Below are 20,849 nucleotides of genomic sequence, written 5' to 3'. Positions count from 1 at the left end.
CTCCATTCAAAACACTGTGATTTCTGCTTCAAGACAGCCGATGAGCAGTTGCTTATCAAAATCGACAATGTAGATCGGCACGTTCGCTTCGGTATGGATCGCGACGTTGATGATCTCGCCGGTCGCTCCGGCGACGAGCAAGACTCTCTCGGGCTCCGTATCGGGAAATGAGTCGTCGTTGACGAGCTCGACTTCGGTCTTGGCCCGCTGGCCACGCCGATATTTCGGAAAGCCGCGATGCGTCATGACTCCTCCGGCAACGGCAGATCATCGACCTCCTCGCAGGCATCCACCGGCTCCAGTTCCTTGCGCTTCATGCCAACTCGGTAGCCGCTTTCCAGATATTCGACGCCGTAGATGTAGAACTGCTGCAGGAACGTCCCGATCGATACGACGTAACCCACCTCTCCCTTCTTGGCTAAAACGTCGCCAATCTCCTTGCCGCGATAGGTGCCATCATTGCGGATGGTGCAATTAGCTCGCACCTTTTGGCCAAAGCTGAAGACAGGTGGTTCGCTGAGCTCGACGACGTCGCTGTCGCGAACGATGTTGTTCATGTACCGCTCCTCATGCATCGCTCCTTTAGAGATGCGGGGAGCCGCCTCGCCCACCGCAGGCGAGATCCTGCATCACTTCATCCTCGCGCGGCATTGTCAGTCACAACCACGATGGCAGCGCTGCCGAGAAGGCCGCTCTCGGCATAGCGAAGCGCCTTTGGAGCATCGCGCGCACCAGGGCCGTGCTGCCGACCAGCAACAGCACGATCGCAGGGCAATCCAGCGCGGCCGTCGTCCGTGATGGAGGACCGAACGTAGGCGGCCTGGGCCGCCGCCAACGCGCAGCACGAAGCTTACGACGCTTTCAGCACCAGCTCTTGGCACGCCACTCATGGGCCTCACGCTTTAGGCTGGCGCGTGGTAGCGAGGCAAGGATGTGTCAACCACGCAGGTATTGTCGACCGGACAGGCGGCGACACATTGCGGCTCGTCGAAATGGCCTACACATTCAGTGCATTTCGCCGCTTCAATGACAAAGTCCCCGCCCTTCTCCGAGATGGCAACGTTCGGGCATAAGGGTTCGCAGGCTGAGCAGCTCGTACACTGCGAGGCGATGATCTTGAATGGCACATATTCCCCCTTTACGCTGCAGAGATCAGAGATCCTTGCCGGATCGCGGCGTCGCCGCGCTGCACGTGCTGGATCTCCCCGCGCTTCACCTTGTCCAGATAGGATTTGAACCAGGCGATCGCCGACTTCTCAATGAACTCATGGGCGTATTGATCGATCGGCTCGATCCCCGCCTTGATCAGATTGCTTTTCGGGCAGCCGCCAATCTTCGACACGAAGACCGCATGGCAGTCATGGATGCCACGCATGATGGCGGAAAGCCTGTCCTCCTCGCCATAACCGCCTTGGCAATAAACGTCCACGCGGCGGTGGCCGACGAATTTGGCGCCGGATGTAGAAAGTTCGTACACTTGGAATTCCTTTGCATGCCCAAAGTGCTCGTTGATCAACCCCGAGCTCTTGGTTGCGACGGCCACTAGAAGAGTGATCGCGCTCGTCTCTCCGGCAAATTCCGCAAGCTCCTTTTGGGCGGCCGCGGCTTTGGCGGCACGCTCATCCTCTACCTTGCCCTGATATGCCTTGCGCATCTCTAAGTCATATTGGACGTCCATCCTCATGACCTGATCGGTGGTGAACTCTGCGCTGCGATTCTCCCCGAGTAGACCGACCGCATCGGCGCGGCACTGGCGGCAATGCCGCATCATTTTTATCTCTCCTTCGCAAGCATCTTGCAGCGCCTTCAACTCCTGCGCCGTCGGTCCGCGCTGACCGTTGAGGCCAAATACTGTGCCGTGCTCGGGCGCGGAGATTAGCGGCATGATATTGTGAAGGAAGGCACCGCGCGACTTCACCGCCTTGTTGACCTCGATCAGGTGGTCGTCGTTGATGTTTGGGATCATCACCGAGTTGACCTTGCATAGGATACCCCGTTCGCTAAGCATCTCGAGGCCTTGCAGCTGGCGGTCGGTGAGTATCCTTGCCGCGTCGATGCCGGTGTAGCGCTTGTGGTTGAAGAAGATCCACGGGTAGATCTTGGCGCCGATTTCGGGATCGACCATGTTGATAGTGATGGTGACGTGGTCAATTTTCAACCTGGCGATGGCATCAATATGGTCCGGCAGCGCCAGTCCATTGGTTGACAGGCACAGCTTGATGTCCGGAGCCGCCTTGGCGACCAGCTCGAACGTCTTGAACGTCTTTGCTGGATTGGCCAGGGGGTCGCCGGGGCCAGCGATGCCAAGGACCGTCATCTGCGGAATGGTGGTCGCGACCGCGAGCACTTTTCTTACCGCCTGCTCAGGCGTGAGCTTCTCACTCACCACACCCGGACGCGATTCATTGGCGCAGTCGTATTTTCGGTTGCAGTAGTTGCACTGGATGTTGCAGGCAGGCGCGACCGCGACATGCATGCGGGCGTAATGATGATGCGCTTCTTCGCTGTAGCAGGGATGGTTCTTGACCTTTTCCCAGATTTCGATCGGCAGATCGCCTTGACCTGCCTGCGAGCCGCAGCTCGCCTGCCCGGTTTTCGCCGAAGCGCGGCAGCCCTTATGCTCGGCGGCCGGCTTCATCTTGCCGCTATCCACTACAGCTTTGACATATTTTCCGCGTCCGACGACCGCGTTCATTTTCATTTTTCCCTGCAGGCATCATCGGCCCCAGGACCATCCGTGAGCGAGCCTCAAGAAGCTGGGTAGCAACTTGCATGCCATGGCGGAGACGATGAAATTGGAGCCATACGCCAACGAGTTAGCGGAAACGATCGGCGCTGGCGCATGTAAGAGCATGCAATGATGCGCTTGTTGACAATGCGACAGATACGTCGTCATTCTCACGCAGCGCTCCATGGCTTGCGCATTCATTCAGGCGCTGAGTGCCGGAGCCCGGCTCCATCTGAACGGGTCTTCGCGTTGCGGCTCTCGCAAATATGTCGATACGAGCTGGGGATTCGGCTTCACAAAGACGCTAATGGGTGACCAGTATCTCAACCGCGGCAGGGAGCCCAATCGCAAGCGGTGTAAGGCCTTGCTCGACTAGAAAGCGGAGCTCGTTGCGAGAGAGCGCGTCCGGATCAACGATCGCATAGTGGGTGTCGGCCGAGCGCTTGATGATCTGCCGGGCATAGCTACGCAACAGCTGGTCGTTGAAGCGACAGCCGATGAAGAGAAAGGTCTGTCCGATTCGCCTTTCCTTGATGATGTCCGGAATTGGTGTCTGAATGTCGATTTCGGTCAACGCCTCGACATAGTCAGAGTCGGAGATAAGTTGGCCGGCTCCACGCTGCCATGCGGATTGTACAACACCGTCGCCCAGCTGCCGGCCAAGGCACGTCGGCCTCTTGGCCAAGTGAATCGTAAAAGCGATACCAGCGATTCTCGCCAATGCCGACGCGGGTGATACCCTGCACTTCGCCCCATCCATCGCGCTTACCCAGCGCCGCGCGCATGGCGGCATCATACCACGCGTCGACTATGACAGGCAGCGACAGGGACGCAAGATGATGGTGCAACCGCGTCGGCTCGACTGGCCGAGCGAAGGCCTGCGTCATCAATGCCGTCACGGCGGACCGGTGTTTGCTGATCTCGATATGCTGCGCCGACGCCCACGCATTGCCCCTAGCCCGCCGCGGCAGCGCAACCTTGCTAGCGAAGAAGCTGGCCAACGCTTCTGGCGTGGTCGGCATACCGGATCTGCACAATTCGGCGAGGCCAGGACCGAGATAGAATGATGCTCGCGGCCCTCAGGCCGGCAGCGATGTCCACGAGCATCGCCTTTGCGTCGGCAGCATCGATAAAGTCGATCTGCGGGGACGCCCTCACGGAACGTCCCCGTTCTCGCCCCGTTTTTTAGCGTTGATTGTGATCGGTAACCGCGTGTCGCTCGCCATCTCTGGCAAATCGAGCACCCAGCCATTAGCTACTTTGATCCAGCCGCCCCATAGCGTCTCGTACTCGGATTCCACGATTGGCTCTTCGACATCCTTTTTTGGCACGTAGATCGACAGGCCCGCGTCCGGAGACCGGCGGATCATGATTTTCACGAGCTCTACTCCCTGACTGCGACGGGCGAGGTGGTGCGCAGGCGATCCGCGATGTCGGACACTGCGCACACGACCTCGTCGACCTCCGCGAAGGAGGTTTCACGCGACAGAGAAAAGCGCACCGCCCCGCGCATCCGCCACGCCGGCACCTGCATGGCACGCAGAACATGGGATGGCTGCATTGAGCCGGCGTTGCAGGCTGATCCGAGCGACACGGCAATGCCCGCCCTATTGAGATGGTGCGCGATGGCTTCGCCTTCGAGATGATCGAAAGCAATATTGGCCGTGTTCGCTAATCGATTGCTGATATCGCCGAGCACGACGCACTCGCCATTGTGCAAAATTCCCTGCTCAAGGCGATCGCGCAACGCGCCAATGCGAACGCGCTCCGATTCGAGCCGCTCCGCCGCAAGCTCGGCGGCCTTTCCCAGGCCGACAATGCCAGGAATATTCTCAGTTCCGCCGCGGCGCCCCCGTTCCTGTGATCCGCCGCAGATCAGCGGCCGGAATTTTGTCCCTGTGCGCAAATATAGCGCGCCGATGCCCTTGGGGCCGTGCAGTTTGTGCCCGGATAGCGACAGCATGTCGATCGCACTGTCCTTTAGGTTCACGCGCACCTTGCCGACGGCCTGGACCGCATCGGTGTGAAACAGCGCGCCCGCCTCACGGGTCAACCCGGCCAGAAACTCCACGGGAAACATCGTTCCGGTCTCGTTGTTGGCCCACATAACCGAGGCAATCGCTGTACGTGGCCCGAGTGCGCCGCGAAACGCCTCGATGTCGAGCCGGCCGTGGGCATCTACGGGTGCGATGCGCGTCTTGACTCCTCTTGCCGCCAATTGCTCGGTTAGCGCAAGAACGGCGGAGTGCTCAACTGAGGTGGTGACGATCTCGTCGCGGCCTTCCTGCATCGCAAGCGCAGAGAGGACCGCGGCATTATTGGCCTCAGTCCCTCCCGAGGTAAAAACGATTTCATGTTCGTACGCGTTCCCTAGTAGGCCCCGCAAGCTACGCCGGGCCTGCCTCACAGCGACTGCGACCTCGCTGCCGAAGGCATGCGTGGACGAAGCATTGCCGAATTGCTCCGTGAAGAACGGCAACATGGCTTGCACAACGGATGGATCCGTCCGCGTCGTTGCATTGTTATCGAGGTAGATCGGCACTCGATTTTCGCTCAATGCACTGCCTCGCCTGCAGCAGCGACGGGGATCAGGCGAACCAATTCGCCGAGTTTACCGACCAGCCGCGCCTGAATGCCTTTCAGCGTCACGATCGAAAGCTTACACAACGTGCAGGCACCGGTGAGCCTGACCATGACCCTGCTGCCATCGATCCCCATCAGGTGACGGTCGCTATCGTCGCGTTGCAGATTGGGTCGGATCTCTTCGATTGCGCCGCGAATGCGACGCTCTCGGTCTGTCGCAGTGGACGACGATTGCCTCAGTTGTCCGGTTCCGCCGGCATGCTCCGATGACCTTCTCAGCAGCTGAACGATTTGTCTCATCAGCTGAACGATTTTCCGCATGAGCAGTTCGCGGTGGCGTTCGGGTTGTGAAAGGTAAAGCCAGAACTCTCCAGCGCCATTACGAAATCGATGGTCGTGCCCATCAGATGCTCACAGCTCTTGTTATCGACGAACACCTTCAGCCCGTCGCATTCGATCACGGTGTCGCCAGGCTTCGGTTCTTCGACCAGACCCATCTTGTATTTGAATCCATTGCAGCCGCCTGCTTCGATCATGACGCGCAGACCGCCAGTCGGGTGCGTCGAGGATGAAATCGCGCTCTTGATTGCATTCACTGCGCTATCCGTCAGGTTGATCACGGCTTTCCCTCATCAGCTTGGATATAGCTGCTAAGGGCAAGCCACGTGCCAGCGCGCAGGCGCTTCATGATGCTCACTTTTTCGGATCGCGCCTGTTTGCTTTGGAACCGGTGTCGCGTTCCCGACAAGGCTCCTTGATGCGATCGCAGCCACTGAGGCATTTTCTTTCTAAGCTACGGCGAAGGCCCCTACTCGTGCGACGGCAAGCAATTTGCATCGCATCTGGGACCGGCAAAGGCGTCGGTGAAGAGCTTAGATCGAGGACGAATTTAATGACTGCAATCGAGAACACCGCACTCGGCAGACTTGAGAAGGAGGGCCGCTTGCTCAATGCCGTACTCAAAGGCGGGACTACCAAGCCGGGCAGGTTCGGCTTTCGCGGCGACGTCGCACTAAAATTCCAGACTCAGGTCGCGGACGAGAAACGGCCGCCAGAATATTCGATTGAGCAGGTGTTGACGATCGCGCAGGACGGCGAACGCACTATTCCGGTGCTGGCCGGCTACCTGCATTCCTTCGCCTATCTTGCTGACGTCGCGACCGTGCTTGACGGCGCCTTAAGCCCAACCGGCAGCTACTTCATGTTCTGCAACAACACTGACTTGCTGGCGAAGTACCGAGTGAAGTTAGGTGATATTATGTTCCATATTCTACCGTGCGATGAATCCACGGTTTGGAAGGAGATGATGGACCTGGTGGGGCTCAACAAGGACGAAATCAAGAAGCTCGATCCGGGCGGCAAGCTTGATTACCTCCTCGATGCCGCAAAGGATCTCGACCTGTCCTATGAGGAGATCTCGTACGACGACGGGCTAAAGAGGATGGAGCCCGTGAAAAACCGCAACGAGAACCGGCCCGTCTGAGCGCGGTCTTCAGGTGTGGGCCGATGCAACTTCTTCGACAAGATGCACACCAACGACGCAGATATCACCATCCAGAACTGCCAACGCGATCGGCGTGAGAGCTCTACCTTGACATGGACCTTCGACGCACCGGCCGGTGCCGAGTTCGAAGGTCGAACCGTGCTTGCCGCACATCAGCCGGATACCGTATGGGTCGAGGAATTCGTTCCGCTCCCAGTCCAAATTGACGCCGTTGTGTGGGCATTTATTGGCGTAGCCAAGCACCCTTTTGCCCCAGCGCACCACAATGATGGACCACGGCCGGTGATTGCCGTGATCATCGACGACCATGAGGTGGAATCCCATGGCCTGGCGGCTCGGAATGTCGTTAAAGCTGCAGATCGCGTAGATGGGATTTGACTTCATTTATCGCCCATTTATTGCAAGACGCTTTTTATTGTCGCTTTGCAATCAACCTGCAAGAACCGTACAAGTGCCGGGCTGATAGTGTCTGTGGTGATCCAACGCGCAAGCCAGCCGTTGCTGGCTCACCCAATTACCCGACGCATAATTCAGACCAATCAGTTCGACAATTTTGGGCCTTGCTGCCGTTTCCATGAAGGCCGTGCCGCTGCAGCTTTCGGGTCCAAGCCCTCTGCACTATTTGCCGATAGCTGCCTGCGGTGGCTGGTCATTGCTGCTCGTTGATGGCTACTCCGTAGGGAGCCCCCGTTACGCCCCCTCGGGATCGCGCATCCCACCGCAGCTTCGTAAGCACCTTCGGAGAAAGGTTGAACGGACGTTTCAGCCGGGGGCGACGCAGCGAGCGTGCGCCCCCCTTTGAAGCAAGACCGTTGAGCCCGGGATAGAACGGACAAATGTCCGTCATTTCAGGCCCGTTGCTGCTATTGCAGCCAATTTACTCCATGTGCATCCCACTAAGAGCGCGCTCCAAGTAAAATGAAGGGTCATCGTCCGACGAATCCGTTTCGTAGCTTCTCTGAGGACCGACATCACTGCCCCCATCTTTGGAAAGATACTTCGTAGGCTTGCCTACCCGCTGCCACTCGTCGTTTTCGTTCTTCGCCCACACATCGGGGCGCTGGTGAGGATCAAGCACCCAGTGGTTACGACCCACCTGAACAAAACCCATGTCCGCTAGACGAGGTTCCATGCCCGCTAGGGCCGGCCGCGACAAGATCAGCGGATGGTCCCCGTCCTCTCGCAGTTGATGTTCTAGCAAGATATCGCCAGCGTTCTCGACAAGCGGATGAGTCACCCTAAGATCAACCACGGATGTGATATCGTTGCGCCCAAACTGCTGCTGAAAATGGTCTCCTTTAATCCGAGCCGGGCCTCCTGCTCTTAGAAGCCCGACAACTTCGTCGCCCAACCGGTAGCTGTAAAATCGTGCCGGCTTATTTGGATCGTCGTAGGTGTTAACGTAACTTCCAGCAACCGTCGCTGCGCGCTCAGCCTTCTGGGAGACGAAGTCCGAGTACTCATCTGGGTTCTCGGCGATGTGCCTGATATCATTGCGCAAGAATCTCTCAGCTCCGCGCAAGAAGGACTCTCGGTCGATCTCTCTAATGGGCGCTTTGGAAACGAGAGAGTATGACGCCGCTGGTTCGGATGACGAGCCACCTCGCTCCATTCCTGCAACTGTTTCCGCAAACCGGGGACTACCTCCCGCTTCTGATGAATCGTCAGTTTGGTTACCGGGTGTGAACTGGCTGGATGAGCCAACGCTTCTGCCATACATGAGAGCGCTCTCCTATCGGCAAAGTTGCACGCAACTGAGCTCGTGCCGTGCAAGCTCTGCCGGCTAGGATAGGATTCCTAGCTGACCACAATCTGACCAAAGTACTCCGGGCGCTTCGGCCGACGCACTCTGCGCGTGAGTTACAGATAGTCGCTGCGACAAGCCAGATCCTGTGGGTAGAATCGGACGTAAGATCGCCCGCTGCCGATCCGTCAAAAAGACCGACGTCTAATGATAATCACTCGCAGGATCCTATCAGCAGATGGGTACGCGGCCCTACCAGGTACCCGCCCAACGACAGTAAGAGACCTGCGTGCCAAGTGCTCCGTGTCCTGATTTGCGATGTGCTCTCGATGTCCACGTGCCCTATTGCAACCACGGTGTACTGGGCAGCGAAATGTCCTCCGCCACCGGGCGTGCGCAAAAAGACCAACTAAGGAGTTCCCAGTACATCACGTTCTAGACTCGACCACTAGGCAGACATCATTATCCACGATCGGCAGCGCGGCGGACAAGTAAGCTTCTCCTGATCGTAAGCAGACATGCACAGCATCCCCTCCAATCGAAATTGGCTACCTGCCTTGAACTGTGCTCGTCGGACTTAATCATGACGGGCACATGGATCTACTTAGCGCCGCGGGAGGCACGGCTCGCCTTTGACGAATAGGCGGACCTTGGAGACGAGTGGTTTGTGAGCAACGGCGATTGCATCGGCATAACCTAGCCGTCGCCCAACCACCACCGGGCAATGCTTGCGCCTTAGCTCGCTCGATCTAGCCATTCAATGTTTGATTGAGATCCTTCTGGCGCGCCGTCCCCACCATGAGTGCCGCGAAAGGACGAGGTGTGTTCGCTCACGCCGCTTCAGAAACGTCCGAAGTGTGAGTCTGGCAGTTGGCCGGACAAACCCTGGCGCATGCACCACACCCGATGCAGGCGCCTTGATCATTCAGAACCATAATCTTCTTCTCGATCTCATCGTCCTCGTCGTCATCGAGCGTGACAAGTTCGCCCTCGTCGCTGATTCCTTTCAACGTCATGACATCTCGACCGCACACCTTGAAACAGCGACCACAGCCGATGCACTTCTTGGCATCGATCGAGCTCAGGTATTGTGGCGTCCAGTCGCGGCCGTCGCGCGTTGCAAATGACATGCATGGCTCCTTTAACTATTTTCGAGCGTCTTCAAGTCACGACTCTTGCGCTCGAATTCAGCATAGGCATCGTGCGCCTTCCGCGCCACCACCATGATCGACGTCCAATTGATGGGTAACTCTTCCGAAAGGTCGTGCAGATCCATCTTGGCCTGTATCGCCTTGGCGGATACTTTCTTTAGTTCGGCCTTCAGTGTTTCACGATCGCTCATGAGTATCCCCAATAGTTTGCCACGTCCGGAAATTTCCGAATAAGGTCGATTCCGTCGCTGACATATTTGTCGCCCTCCTGCGCAAGCTTTACGAAATTATCGAATCCGAAGCGATGCACGTCGCGCAGCTGCTTGTTCACGGCGATCAGCCGGCCTGAGATGAGCACCATGCGGCCGAAGCCTTCATGATGCAGATCCAGAATCGGCTGGATCATCCCGCCGGTCTCCCTCTCGATCGAGAGCGCGACGGCATCGAAGAACAGCTTAAGCCGCCACAGTGTATCGGGAGCGGGATCACCGATAATCGGCAATGCGCGCCTTTTCTGCTTGTCCAGGATGTAGGGTCCGAGCAGTTCAAGATCGCTCTTCGCCTCCCAAGCTCCGTTGGTATCCTGAGCACGCCAAATCTTGATCAACTCCTTGAGGAACGGCGCGTCGACTGCGCTGCCCTGTTGCTCTATATTTGCGGTCATATCACCTCATTCGTCGAACTCGAACGTACGCCCTCGGTCCTTTGCCATGGCCTTGCGTAGCCAGGGAGGTGGCGTGCCCTTCAGTACGCGCTCGAGTTTTTCGAGCAAAACCAGAATGCTTTCTGGCTTGTCCACCTTGATAGGATGGATCCTGTTGGCCACCACTCGCGCAGCCCCGGCACCACCAATGGCGGCGACGTAAAGGATTGCGCAATCCTTGATCGCCTCGATCTTCGGCGCCAACTTGTCGTCGTTGCCGTCTTCCTTAAGATCGCCCTCAAACTCAATCGCTTTGAGAAACACGTGCCCTCCAGGCGTGACATCGTAGATTGCGATATTCTTTGCCCAACCAAAATGGGCATCGACTCGTCTCAGGTCCTGAGTGGCAAACGCGACCTTCATCCAATCGCCCCCCCAGCCGCGCCGGCGGAGCTGTGATAGCCCGAGCAACGTGGCGGCCCGGACGCAGTCCGCCATCTATCAGGCGTAGGCTGATCGTTTTCCTCGCGGTGCGCGATCACGAGGTTGGCGATTTCGAAGATCAGATTGCGGGTACCGCGATAGCCCACGGACAGTTGGTGTCCCGCACCAAGTCGATCGAACATCGGAAAACCCGTGCGATAGAACGGCAATTTCAGCCGAGCCGCCGCTTGCCTGCCATGCGAGTGCGTGATCAGCAGGTCGCAATGGTGTGTTTTGGCAAGCCCTTCCAGATCCTCGAGATCGCCAATGAGTACCTCCTTGGTCTTGATCCGCTCGATCACCTCCGACTGGGTGGTCGTCACAGCCGCTGTCACCTGCGCGCCTATGTCGTGCAGCATGCCGGACAGATCGAACAGAAGGTCTGGCTCAGCGCCGATAGCAACTTTGCGACCGCCAATATGGAAGTGCGCGTCCAGCATTGCATCGGCGAGCTGACCGCGCTGGCGCCGATATTTCAAGGGTATGGGGCGGCCGCTGATCTCGCTTAAGAACGCCATGAATTCGTCGTTCGCACAGAGACCACACATCCGCTCGAAGACACGAAAAGGCACGCCGGTCTTGACCTGCATGACCTCTGCCGCACGCTGCATCTGCGCCCCGATTGCAATCGTCCATCCGGCTCGGCCCATGCTCGCGATTTCGTCGACGCCGATGCCGCCGATGGTCGTGGGCGTAAACTCATCGGGGATATGCCCATCGAGCGATCCCGCCAGGTCAGGGAGGAAGGAGGGGCACAAGCCGAAATCCTCCACTATGACACGGAGTTCATCAAGGTCGCCGGGCGTGAGGTGACATCCCGGCAGAACATTCACTTTCGACGGGTCCCGCAGGCCATTGGCGCTGGGCCCTTCCACCAGCACCTCCACAATGCGCGCCACAGCCTTCTCCCAGCCGTCCTGGAATGCGCCCTTGAAATCAGGCGTCGAGACATACACCAGTGGCAACTTTTCGAGTTGCGGATGGTTGCTCCGGATTAGCTTGAGGTAGGCATCCACATCGTCGCCGTTGGTCTCGGTGACACCGGTTGAGCAGATTCCGATGATCTTTGGCTTGGTACGGTTGTAGATGTTCAGTATCGCCTGCTCGAGATTCTCATAACCGCCAAGTACGGTCGCGACCTCGCTCATCGCGGTGGTCTGCAGCGGTACTGCCTCTTTGAAATGCCGGACGAAAAGCGTGAGCCCGAAGGATGTGCATCCCTGGGAGCCGTGCAGAAGCGGCATCGCCCCACGCAGCCCCATGAAGGCGAATGCGCCGCCGATCGGCTGGCTCATCTTCAGCGGGTTGACAGCGCAGGCTTTCGTCGGCGCCGTGACGATGGCCATGACGCCTCCCTACTCTGCGGCCTGTCGCATGGCAGACGGCCCGGACACCAAGATACCTTCGATGCGTCTTTGGCAGCAGCCACCGACCGCATTGGTATGCTCTCTCACCGCTGCGACGCTCCTCAGGCCGTGCGCGTATATTGCATCCTCAATCGTGCCCAGATCGACCGTGTTACACACGCAGATCTTCCTCGCACGGCGCGCGGTTTCGGCGAGCGCCGGATCGCAGGCGATCGCCGCCACCGGCGATTGCATCTGCTCCATCGCCTTGGCCAATGCCTGCCATGGTGCCGGTCGACGTAGCTGCTCCCACATCGGACTGGAGAGCGACTTATCGATCTCCTCCACCAGCTTGACCATTCCGACATAGCCCATATAGGCGTGGCAACGCTCCTGGTTGATATCGAGCCAGGGCATCGCCGCCTTCAGCGCGACGAACTGCGACTTGCCGCCCGATAGCATGATGTCCGCTTTTGCGTCCTTCAACATCTTATACATTTCGCGCGGCGTCATGTCCTCAATCATGTGGGCATCCTGCCCCATCAGCTCCTTGATGCGCTCCTTGTCTTTCCTGGTTGATTTCTTGACGCTGGTTCCGACTAACTCAAGCCCGGCTTGCTGGAGTGCCGCAACGACCGACCATGACTTGACGCCGCCGGTAATCAACAAGGCCTTCTTGCCTTCGAATCGTGGCTTGTACGGCTTGATCGCAGCCCAGGCCCACGCTTCCTCGCGCTCGATCACCGCTTCAGTGCGTCCAAGCAGATCTGTCGGCGCCCCGCGTTCAACCAATAAGCGGGCGAGCTGACGCAGTGATTCGCTTGAATCTTGAATACCGTAGAACGACCCCTCGAAGAACGGGATCCCGTAGCGCTGCTCCATCTTGCGTGCGACGTTGATCATGGACTTTGAGCACACCAACATCGCCGCCCGCGCGCGATGAGATGAAGCTACTTCGCAATACTTGCCATCGCCGGAGATACAGGAAAGAATCCGTACTCCAAGCTCATCTAGCAATGGCTTCACTTGCCAGAGCTCTCCCGAAAGGTTGTATTCCCCGATCAGGTTGATATCGTACGGGGTGGTGTAGTCCGGCTCTTGCGTCCCGATCACATAATCGAGCAACGCCTCGCCGGCGAGCTTGTTACCGAGGTTCTTCGAGCCGACGAAGCCCGGGGAATTGATCGGAATCACCGGCTTTGCGAACCTTTGAGATGCTGCCTTACAGACTGCGTGGATGTCGTCGCCGATCATCGCCGGGATGCAGGTTTGATAGACGAAGATGGCGGGCGGGTCGCACTTTTCGATGATCTCCTTGATCGCTTTGCAGAGCCGCTTCTCGCCTCCAAATACAATATCGGTTTCGCTCAAATCGGTTGTGAACGCGGTGCGCCACAGATTCGAGCCTGACGACGCCGCGCCGCGATTGTCCCAGGAATTACCTTCGCACGCAATCGGACCATGCACCAAGTGAGCGACATCGGTGAACGGCTGCAGCGCAACCTTGGCGCCATCGAAAGCACAGCCCCCGGCAGCGCTACCCGGCTGCAGTTGTTTTGTGCAGCCCCTCTTGCGTTCAGCCTCCGGCTTACTGCCGTTCTTGGCGCAGCCCGGCTCGTCGAAAACATTCTGGACCGTGGCCGCTAGTGAACTCATCCCTTTTTCCTCTCAGCGCAAATTAATTGCATGGTCAACCGTCGTGTGCTTGTGCCATCCTCGGGTGCTCGGGCGATGGCACGCGCACGGTCGCTCATCAACGAATGATGTCGAAGCTGTAATCAGTTTTGCCAAGAACGTTTGTCTTCTTGTCGATCTCATCGAAGATCTTGTCCAGGATCTTCACCAGCACATTCAGGCCACCCTGATAGCCCCATAGAGGGGAGCGGTGATGGTGATGCCGATCAAAAACCGGAAAGCCGATGCGGATCAGTGGCGTTCCTGTATCGCGCTCCAGATACTTGCCATAGGTGTTGCCAATCAGAAAATCGACTGGCTCGGTGAACAGGAGTGAGCGCATGTGCCAGAGGTCTCGGCCGGGATAGGCTTGGCACCCCTGCCCAAAAGGCGAGCTTGCAAGCAGCACCTGCATTTTTTCGTGCCAGGCCTTGTTGCCGTTGGTGGACAGCACATGGGTCGGTTCGGCGCCGAGTTCGAGCAGAAACGCAGCCAACCCATAGCAAAGATCCGGATCGCCATAGATCGCGAACTTCTTGCCATGGATATGCGCGCTGGAGTCAGCGATGGCGTCGACTAGGCGGCCACGTTCTCGCGCGAGTTGCTCGGGAATCTCCTTGCCGCTGATGCGTGACAGCGCCACGATAAAGTCATCCGTTGCGGATAAGCCCACCGGGTAGTTGAAGGAGACGACCTCCTGCCCATGCCCAGCCACGAATGGCAGCGTTTTTTCGGTGCACCACTGCTGCATGGAGATTGTCGCCTTGGCGTGAACCGCGTTGGCCGCATCTTCCAGCGTCGTGCCCCCGTCATACATCCGGAATTCGCCGTCGGTCGGAGTATCGAAGACTTCAGAATTATCCGCAAGAATCGTGTGCTGGATGCCCATCAACGCCAAGATGCGCTTGATCTCGCGAAGGTTTCCGACGGTATAGCCATCGAACCCACCGATGATGTTGATCGCCCCGTTCTGCTTGCGCTTCAGCTTCGGCGCTGTTCCGGCTTTACCGTCCCAAAAATGCTCCAGAATGCCCTTGAGCGCATTGTCATAACCGGTGACGTGGCTGCCGACGAACGCCGGGGTATGGGCGAATGGCACATCGAAGTTCGCCGGAACCGAGCCTTTTTCTTTCGACGTTTTGATGAAGGCGTTGAGGTCATCGCCGATCACCTCGGCCATGCAGGTCGTAGAGACCGCAATCATCTTGGGTTTGTACATGTTATAGCTGTTCGCGAGCCCGTCGATCATGTTGTTCAGGCCGCCGAATACGGCAGCGTCTTCCGTCATCGACGAAGAGACGCAGGAAGACGGCTCCTTGAAGTGCCGCGACAGATGACTGCGGTAATAAGCCACGCAGCCTTGCGAGCCGTGGACGAAGGGCAGCGTGCCCTCAAAGCCAACAGAGGCGAACACGGCGCCAAGCGGCTGGCAGGCCTTCGCCGGATTTACCGCTAGCGCCTCCCGCGCAAAGTTCTTTTCCCGATATTCGGCCGTTTTCGTCCATTCCTTGATACGTTCGACCTCGGCGGGATCGCGAGGATTCTCGAATATCTTCTTCTTGGCCAGCATCTGCTGGTATTCTGGACCGCGGAAAAGTTCGAGATGATCGAGCACGTGTTCGGCACTCTGCGCCATTGTCGAAATCCTTCACTATCGAGATTGGTATCGCCCCGGCTTTCCCAGAGAGCGAGATGAGTTGCTTTATTCTGCAGCCAGAAGTTTGGCCCTTGAAGCTTCCTTCCAGGGGGCCTTCGTTTTCTTCCAGATCGGCGAGTTGACGGCCATGTCCATGTCGCGCGCAAAGATCGCAAAGCCGTCATAGCCGTGATATGGACCCGAATAGTCCCAGGAGTGCATCTGCCGGAACGGCACACCCATCTTTTGGAAAACGTATTTTTCCTTGATTCCCGAGCCGACAAGGTCAGGCTGGAGCTGCTCGACGAAGCGCTCGAACTCATAGCCATTGACGTCATCGTAGATGAGCGTGCTGTCCTTTACGTAGTGCTGAGCTGTGCGCTGATAGTCGTCGTTGTGACCGAACTCGTATCCAGTGCCAATGACTTCCATCCCGAGGTCCTCGTATGCGCCAATCACATGACGCGGACGGAGCCCGCCGACGTACAGCATCACCGTCTTGCCCTCCAGGCGCGGGCGATATTTCGCGATCACGGCGTTCACCAGCGGTTGGTACTTTTCAATCACCCGCTCGGCGCCTTCCTTGATCTTGTCGTCAAAATAGCCCGCAATCTTGCGCAGCGACTCTGCGATCTTTGAAGGTCCGAAGAAGTTGTACTCGCACCAGGGGATACCGAACTTCTCTTCCATGTGGCGTGAGATGTAGTTCATTGAACGGTAGCAATGCAGAATGTTGAGCTTTGCTTTCGGCGTTGCCTCGAGTTCAGCCAGGGAACCGTCGCCGGACCACTGCGCGATCACCCGCAGGCCCATCTCCTCTAGTAGAATTCGTGATGACCAGGCGTCGCCGCCGATATTGTAGTCTCCGATGATCGCCACATCGTACGGCGTCGGCTCAAACTTTGGTTTACCATCGGGCTCGAGCTGATCGAAAATCCAATCGCGCACCGCGTCGTTGGCAATGTGATGGCCTAGTGACTGCGACACGCCCCGAAAGCCCTCACAACGGACCGGCACGATGGTCTTGCCGCCATATTCCTTGGATTTCGCTCTCGACACGGCCTCGATGTCGTCACCGATCAATCCGATCGGGCATTCCGATTGGATCGTGATGCCGTTGTTGAGCGGAAACAGCTCCTGGATTTCGTCAAGAATTTTGACCAGCTTTTTGTCGCCACCGAATACGATATCCTTTTCCTGGAAGTCGGAAGTGAACTGCAGGGTCACGAAGCTATCGATGCCCGTCGTGCCAACGTAATAATTGCGTCGCGAGCCCCACGAATACTGACCGCAGCCTACCGGGCCATGGCTGATATGGACCATGTCCTTGATCGGTCCCCAGACCACCCCCTTTGACCCTGCATAAGCGCAACCTCTGATCGTCATCACGCCAGGTATGGATTTGATGTTGGACTTCACCCCACAATCTGACTTGCCGGCTTGGTGAACGTTGAGGTGCTTGGCACGCCGTTTCGCGGTTTTCTCCGGATAGACCTTCAGCACCTCCTCGATCAGCTCTTTGTTGCGAGCCCTGATTTCTGCGATGCTCTGGGTCGTGGCGAGACTCATCTGATGTCCTTCAAAGGTTAGCTGTTGCGAGGGCGGCGTCTTGAGCAAGACTTTTGCAACCAGCATGCCAGCGCCTCGCGAGCACCAAAAAACACAGCAATCAAAATCGCTTAGCGCGCCTGGTGCGGTGACAGGGGGTCTTGTTGCGAACCCGACATCAGGCTTTGAGCAGAGAACGCTTGGTTTGGCCCTGTTCGAAATGGAACAAGGGCTGGCTACGTGTAAAATCGACCGCCCAATTCTCGAGGGCGTCCGATCTCAGTACTCTGCGCTCGCGGAAGGCGGCCGTACAGGAAGGCCGGCTCGCCGACACAGGCTTGCCAATGCTATTTATGCTTGCTGAGATCTACAGGTGCTTACCTGCTGTGATGTCGATGAGGTGCATGACCTCATCTCCAGACCTCAGCTATCTCGCCACCTGGACGTCGTAGGCCCGCCGAATTACGAGAACAGCCGCCGCGCCTTGATAAGCGCCCGCACGAGCACATCAATTTCTTCATGTGTATTGTAAAGTCCAAGGGACGCACGGCACGTCGCCAGCATGCCAAATCGCTTGAGCAGCGGCATCGCACAGTGGGCCCCCGCCCGCATCGCTACACCGGCGCGGTCGACGACGGTGGCAATATCATGCGCATGCGCACCCTCCATATCAAAGGAAATGATCGGACCCTTCTCGGCCGGGGTCCCGATCAAGCGCACGAAGTTGATGTCTGCCAGCTTCTCCTGCGCGTAAGCGAGCAGTACGCTCTCGTGCCTGCGGATCTGCACCTTGCCTATCGAATTGATGTAATCGATAGCCGCCCCTAGACCGATGGCTTCGACGATCGGCGGCGTACCCGCTTCGAACCGGTGTGGCGGATCACCATAAATGACGCCGGAACGCGAGACCTCACGGATCATCTCCCCGCCGCCATTGAAGGGCGGCATCGATCCCAGATGCTCAGACTTGCCGTAAAGCACACCGATGCCAGTCGGACCATAGAGTTTGTGGCCCGTCATGACGTAGAAATCGCAATCAATATCGCAGACGTCCGCGCTCAGATGGACGCAAGCTTGCGAGCCGTCGACCAGCACCGGGATACCACGAGCATGCGCGATCCTCACCACGTCTTTCGCCGGCAACACCGTGCCGAGCACGTTCGACATTTGTGTGATTGCAACCATCTTGGTGCGCGGGGTCAGCAGTCGCTCAAAATCATCGAGTAAGAAGTTTCCGTCATCATCCACTGGCGCCCATTTGATCACTGCACCGAATCGTTCCCTGAGAAGGTGCCATGGCACAATGTTGGAGTGGTGTTCCATAATCGAGAGAACGATCTCATCACCCGGGGTAATGCGTTCCCGGCCAAAAGTCTGGGCGACCAGATTGATTGCCTCCGTGGCGCTCCGAGCGAAGATGATCTCTTCGTTTAAACGCGCGTTCACGAACCGCGCCACTTTGGTACGGGCACCTTCATACGCCTCGGTCGCCGCGTTAGCGAGGTAGTGCAAGCCGCGATGAACGTTGGCGTATTCGCTGGAGTACACCTGTATCATACGGTCAAGCACGGCGTTGGGCTTTTGCGCGGATGCAGCGTTATCGAGGTAAACAAGCGGCTTGCCGTACACCGTCATGGCGAGCGCGGGAAAGTCCGTACGCAGACGGTTGACCTCGTAACTACCATTGCTCACGGCGGGATGTGCGCTCATCGCCCCGCCTGCAGCCAGTGTTCAGCTTGCCCTGTCACAAAATCGCGCAGTTTCTCGGAAGTGATCTCCTCAATCGATTCGCCAAAAAACGCTTTAATCAGCAACATCTGCGCGTCCTTCTCGGATAGCCCCCGAGCGCGCAGATAGAATACGAGAGTGTCATCCAGCGCGCCCGATGTCGCTCCGTGGCCGCAGGTCACGTCGTCAGCCAAGATTTCAAGTTCGGGCTTATTGTCGGCCTCGGCCTGGTCGGATAGGAGCAACGCTCCCGTCGTCAAGGTGGCGTTCGTCTTCCGGGCGGCGGGACGAACGACGATCCGGCCCTGAAACACCGAGCGGCCGCAATCGTCGACGACCGCGCGGAACTTCTCCCGACTGGTGCAATGTGGCACGGCGTGGTCGACCACGATCGTTGTGTCGGCGTGCAGCTTGTCCCTGATGAGATTAACCCCATTCGCCGAGACCTTGGTTCCTTCGCCGGCCAGCGTGATGAATCCCTGATAGCGGCTGATGGAGCCGCTGCAGGTCATGCTGAAGAGGTCGAGCTTAGCCCTGGCGCCCACTGCGATGATCGCCGACGAGATGTTTACGGCGTCAGAGGCATCGGCTGCCACGCGGATATGCGAAAGGCTCGCCTCGTCACCAACCAGGACGATTATCGCATCATTGGCTTGATAGCCGCTCGCGCCTTCAGCCGGAACGAAACTTTCCACGATGGCCGCATGCGCTCCTTTACCAAGCTGTAGATACGAGCGTGTAAAGGTGGACACCGACACTCCGGTTGCGACGTGAACGATTTGAATTGGACGCTTCACCGCGTTGCCGTCGGCGACCGTAATCACCAGGCCATCTGTCGCCATTGCGGCGTTGAGCGAGATAGCGGAATCGCTCGTCGTGGACAGCACCAGACCTGCCATGTCGCCAGGGACCGAATTCTCCAGAACCTCTCGCAGCGACCGCACAACCACTTCATTTTCCAGCCTGCCGAGATCGGATAGCTCCGGCGCGAATATGCCATCCACCAAGACCAGCTTGACCGCCTGATCGGCAGACACTTGCTCGGCCGACACCTTTGCGCGCACCAGCGCCTCGGCATCCGGTCGCGGAGCGAGTGGCAACACCTCGCCGATTAGGGCGCGCAGATCTGTGTATTTCCAGTCCTCCATGCCGCGATGCGGAAGGCCGGTACGCTCGTAGACCTCGAATGCGATCGCCCGGATTTGGGGGACAAGGCCTGCACCAGGCAGCCGTCCACGGGCCGCAGCGAAAACATTGCCAATTGTTCGTTCGGCGTCGGCTTTTGGCAAAACCTGCTTCATCGGGGAATCCCTAGAGCCGTCAGGCCGCGTCTTCGAATTGTGCGTAGCCAGAAGCCTCGAGCTCCAGCGCGAGTTCCTTGCCGCCGCTCTTAATGAGCCGCCCTTTCGACATCACGTGCACAACGTCCGGCACGATATGGTCGAGAAGCCGCCGATAGTGCGTGATTACGATCATCGCTCGTTCCGGCGAACGCAAGGCGTTGATGCCGCTGGCGACGATACGCAGCGCGTCGATGTCGAGGCCGGAATCGATCTCGTCAAGGATACACAGACTCGGCTCGACCAACGCCATCTGCAAAATTTCGTTGCGCTTCTTCTCGCCGCCGGAGAAGCCGACATTAACGCCGCGCTTGAGAATGTCCTGTGGAATGTTGAGCGAACCGGCCACCTGGCGGACTCTTTTCAGAAATGCGGGGGTGGAGAATTCCTGTTGGCCGCGCGCCTTGCGCTGGGCGTTCAGTGCCGCCCGCAGGAAGTTCATGGTGGTCACGCCGGGGATCTCGACCGGATACTGGAACGCCAGGAACACGCCCTTGGCGGCGCGTTCATTTGGCTCCATCCGCAATAGGTTCTCGCCCCTGAACAGGATTTGTCCGCCGGTGATCTCATAACCGGACTTGCCGGCGATAACATGCGAGAGCGTCGATTTGCCGGAGCCGTTCGGCCCCATGATCGCGTGGACCTCGCCCGCATCGACATTAAGATCGAGGCCGCGAATAACTTCTCGGTCTTCGACACCAACATGCAAATCTCGGATTTCGAGTAGCGCCATTCTGATCG

Annotated in this window: 22 protein-coding genes and 1 pseudogene; 1 reads left to right on the top strand and 22 read right to left on the bottom strand. The window is 58.0% G+C overall.

Annotated elements, in window-relative coordinates; genetic code table 11:
• Positions 1-6 precede the first annotated feature (6 nt).
• The 9 genes and pseudogenes from GGD67_RS12840 to GGD67_RS12800 all read right to left on the bottom strand — a co-directional run bounded on the left by GGD67_RS12840 (position 7) and on the right by GGD67_RS12800 (position 5,931).
• The gene (locus GGD67_RS12840) at positions 7-246 is read right to left on the bottom strand and encodes a nitrogen fixation protein NifZ (protein WP_179733199.1); all 240 of its coding nucleotides are present in this window, start codon (positions 244-246) and stop codon (positions 7-9) included.
• The gene (locus tag GGD67_RS12835; RefSeq protein ID WP_179733197.1) at positions 243-557 is read right to left on the bottom strand and encodes a nitrogen fixation protein NifZ; all 315 of its coding nucleotides are present in this window, start codon (positions 555-557) and stop codon (positions 243-245) included. Before GGD67_RS12835 ends, GGD67_RS12840 begins: the two co-directional genes overlap by 4 nt.
• 345 nt (positions 558-902) lie before the next feature.
• Positions 903-1,127, bottom strand: coding sequence for a 4Fe-4S binding protein (locus GGD67_RS12830; protein WP_179733194.1), 225 nt, complete (start codon positions 1,125-1,127; stop codon positions 903-905).
• An 11-nt stretch (positions 1,128-1,138) separates the two neighbouring features.
• A complete protein-coding gene (nifB, locus tag GGD67_RS12825; protein WP_409411360.1) occupies positions 1,139-2,638 on the bottom strand; it encodes a nitrogenase cofactor biosynthesis protein NifB in 1,500 nt (499 codons plus the stop codon).
• Positions 2,639-3,032: 394 nt separating this feature from the next.
• Positions 3,033-3,835, bottom strand: a pseudogene (locus tag GGD67_RS12820) (SIR2 family NAD-dependent protein deacylase).
• Between the two features lie 47 nt (positions 3,836-3,882).
• Positions 3,883-4,107: a putative nitrogen fixation protein NifT gene (gene nifT / locus GGD67_RS12815; RefSeq protein ID WP_179733190.1), complete on the bottom strand. Its 225-nt coding sequence runs from the start codon at positions 4,105-4,107 to the stop codon at positions 3,883-3,885.
• A gap of 5 nt (positions 4,108-4,112) precedes the next feature.
• A complete protein-coding gene (gene nifS, locus GGD67_RS12810; protein ID WP_179733188.1) occupies positions 4,113-5,285 on the bottom strand; it encodes a cysteine desulfurase NifS in 1,173 nt (390 codons plus the stop codon).
• Positions 5,282-5,632, bottom strand: a complete 351-nt coding sequence (locus GGD67_RS12805; RefSeq protein ID WP_409411344.1) for a NifU family protein — start codon at positions 5,630-5,632, stop codon at positions 5,282-5,284. The genes nifS and GGD67_RS12805 overlap by 4 nt, the downstream gene beginning before the upstream one ends.
• Positions 5,611-5,931 carry an iron-sulfur cluster assembly accessory protein gene (locus GGD67_RS12800; RefSeq protein ID WP_179733186.1) on the bottom strand — a complete coding sequence of 107 codons (321 nt, stop codon included), beginning with the start codon at positions 5,929-5,931 and terminating at the stop codon, positions 5,611-5,613. Before GGD67_RS12800 ends, GGD67_RS12805 begins: the two co-directional genes overlap by 22 nt.
• 272 nt (positions 5,932-6,203) lie before the next feature.
• Between GGD67_RS12800 and GGD67_RS12795 the strand changes: the two genes are divergently transcribed.
• A complete protein-coding gene (locus tag GGD67_RS12795) occupies positions 6,204-6,794 on the top strand; it encodes a hypothetical protein (RefSeq protein ID WP_179733184.1) in 591 nt (196 codons plus the stop codon).
• 9 nt (positions 6,795-6,803) lie between these two features.
• On the opposite strand, the gene GGD67_RS12790 is transcribed toward GGD67_RS12795, so the two are convergent.
• The 13 genes from GGD67_RS12790 to sufC all read right to left on the bottom strand — a co-directional run bounded on the left by GGD67_RS12790 (position 6,804) and on the right by sufC (position 20,841).
• A complete protein-coding gene (locus tag GGD67_RS12790) occupies positions 6,804-7,199 on the bottom strand; it encodes a Rieske 2Fe-2S domain-containing protein (RefSeq protein WP_179733182.1) in 396 nt (131 codons plus the stop codon).
• A gap of 493 nt (positions 7,200-7,692) precedes the next feature.
• Entirely contained in the window at positions 7,693-8,316 is a 624-nt protein-coding gene (locus tag GGD67_RS12785) for a host specificity protein (protein ID WP_246790762.1), read from the bottom strand.
• A 1,073-nt stretch (positions 8,317-9,389) separates the two neighbouring features.
• The gene (fdxB, locus tag GGD67_RS12780) at positions 9,390-9,689 is read right to left on the bottom strand and encodes a ferredoxin III, nif-specific (protein ID WP_179733175.1); all 300 of its coding nucleotides are present in this window, start codon (positions 9,687-9,689) and stop codon (positions 9,390-9,392) included.
• Positions 9,690-9,700: 11 nt separating this feature from the next.
• Entirely contained in the window at positions 9,701-9,901 is a 201-nt protein-coding gene (locus tag GGD67_RS12775; RefSeq protein WP_179733173.1) for a CCE_0567 family metalloprotein, read from the bottom strand.
• Entirely contained in the window at positions 9,898-10,374 is a 477-nt protein-coding gene (locus GGD67_RS12770) for a NifX-associated nitrogen fixation protein (RefSeq protein ID WP_179733171.1), read from the bottom strand. Before GGD67_RS12770 ends, GGD67_RS12775 begins: the two co-directional genes overlap by 4 nt.
• A 6-nt stretch (positions 10,375-10,380) precedes the next feature.
• Entirely contained in the window at positions 10,381-10,776 is a 396-nt protein-coding gene (gene nifX, locus GGD67_RS12765; RefSeq protein WP_179733170.1) for a nitrogen fixation protein NifX, read from the bottom strand.
• Positions 10,773-12,182, bottom strand: coding sequence for a nitrogenase iron-molybdenum cofactor biosynthesis protein NifN (gene nifN, locus GGD67_RS12760; RefSeq protein ID WP_179733168.1), 1,410 nt, complete (start codon positions 12,180-12,182; stop codon positions 10,773-10,775). Before nifN ends, nifX begins: the two co-directional genes overlap by 4 nt.
• Before the next feature lie 9 nt (positions 12,183-12,191).
• Positions 12,192-13,838, bottom strand: coding sequence for a nitrogenase iron-molybdenum cofactor biosynthesis protein NifE (gene nifE / locus GGD67_RS12755; protein WP_179733166.1), 1,647 nt, complete (start codon positions 13,836-13,838; stop codon positions 12,192-12,194).
• A 97-nt stretch (positions 13,839-13,935) separates the two neighbouring features.
• Positions 13,936-15,492: a nitrogenase molybdenum-iron protein subunit beta gene (gene nifK / locus GGD67_RS12750; protein ID WP_104461849.1), complete on the bottom strand. Its 1,557-nt coding sequence runs from the start codon at positions 15,490-15,492 to the stop codon at positions 13,936-13,938.
• 66 nt (positions 15,493-15,558) lie between these two features.
• Positions 15,559-17,061, bottom strand: a complete 1,503-nt coding sequence (gene nifD, locus GGD67_RS12745; protein ID WP_179733809.1) for a nitrogenase molybdenum-iron protein alpha chain — start codon at positions 17,059-17,061, stop codon at positions 15,559-15,561.
• A gap of 441 nt (positions 17,062-17,502) precedes the next feature.
• Positions 17,503-18,750: a cysteine desulfurase gene (locus GGD67_RS12740; RefSeq protein WP_179733164.1), complete on the bottom strand. Its 1,248-nt coding sequence runs from the start codon at positions 18,748-18,750 to the stop codon at positions 17,503-17,505.
• The gene (gene sufD, locus GGD67_RS12735; RefSeq protein ID WP_179733163.1) at positions 18,747-20,069 is read right to left on the bottom strand and encodes a Fe-S cluster assembly protein SufD; all 1,323 of its coding nucleotides are present in this window, start codon (positions 20,067-20,069) and stop codon (positions 18,747-18,749) included. The genes GGD67_RS12740 and sufD overlap by 4 nt, the downstream gene beginning before the upstream one ends.
• Before the next feature lie 19 nt (positions 20,070-20,088).
• Entirely contained in the window at positions 20,089-20,841 is a 753-nt protein-coding gene (gene sufC, locus GGD67_RS12730; protein WP_179733161.1) for a Fe-S cluster assembly ATPase SufC, read from the bottom strand.
• Positions 20,842-20,849 lie beyond the last annotated feature (8 nt).

Origin of the sequence: Bradyrhizobium sp. IAR9, from assembly GCF_013408065.1 — a bacterium.
Taxonomy (GTDB): Bacteria; Pseudomonadota; Alphaproteobacteria; order Rhizobiales; family Xanthobacteraceae; genus Bradyrhizobium.
The sequence above is the reverse complement of the archived record's forward strand: the minus strand, read 5'-3'. Positions and strand labels throughout refer to the sequence as shown.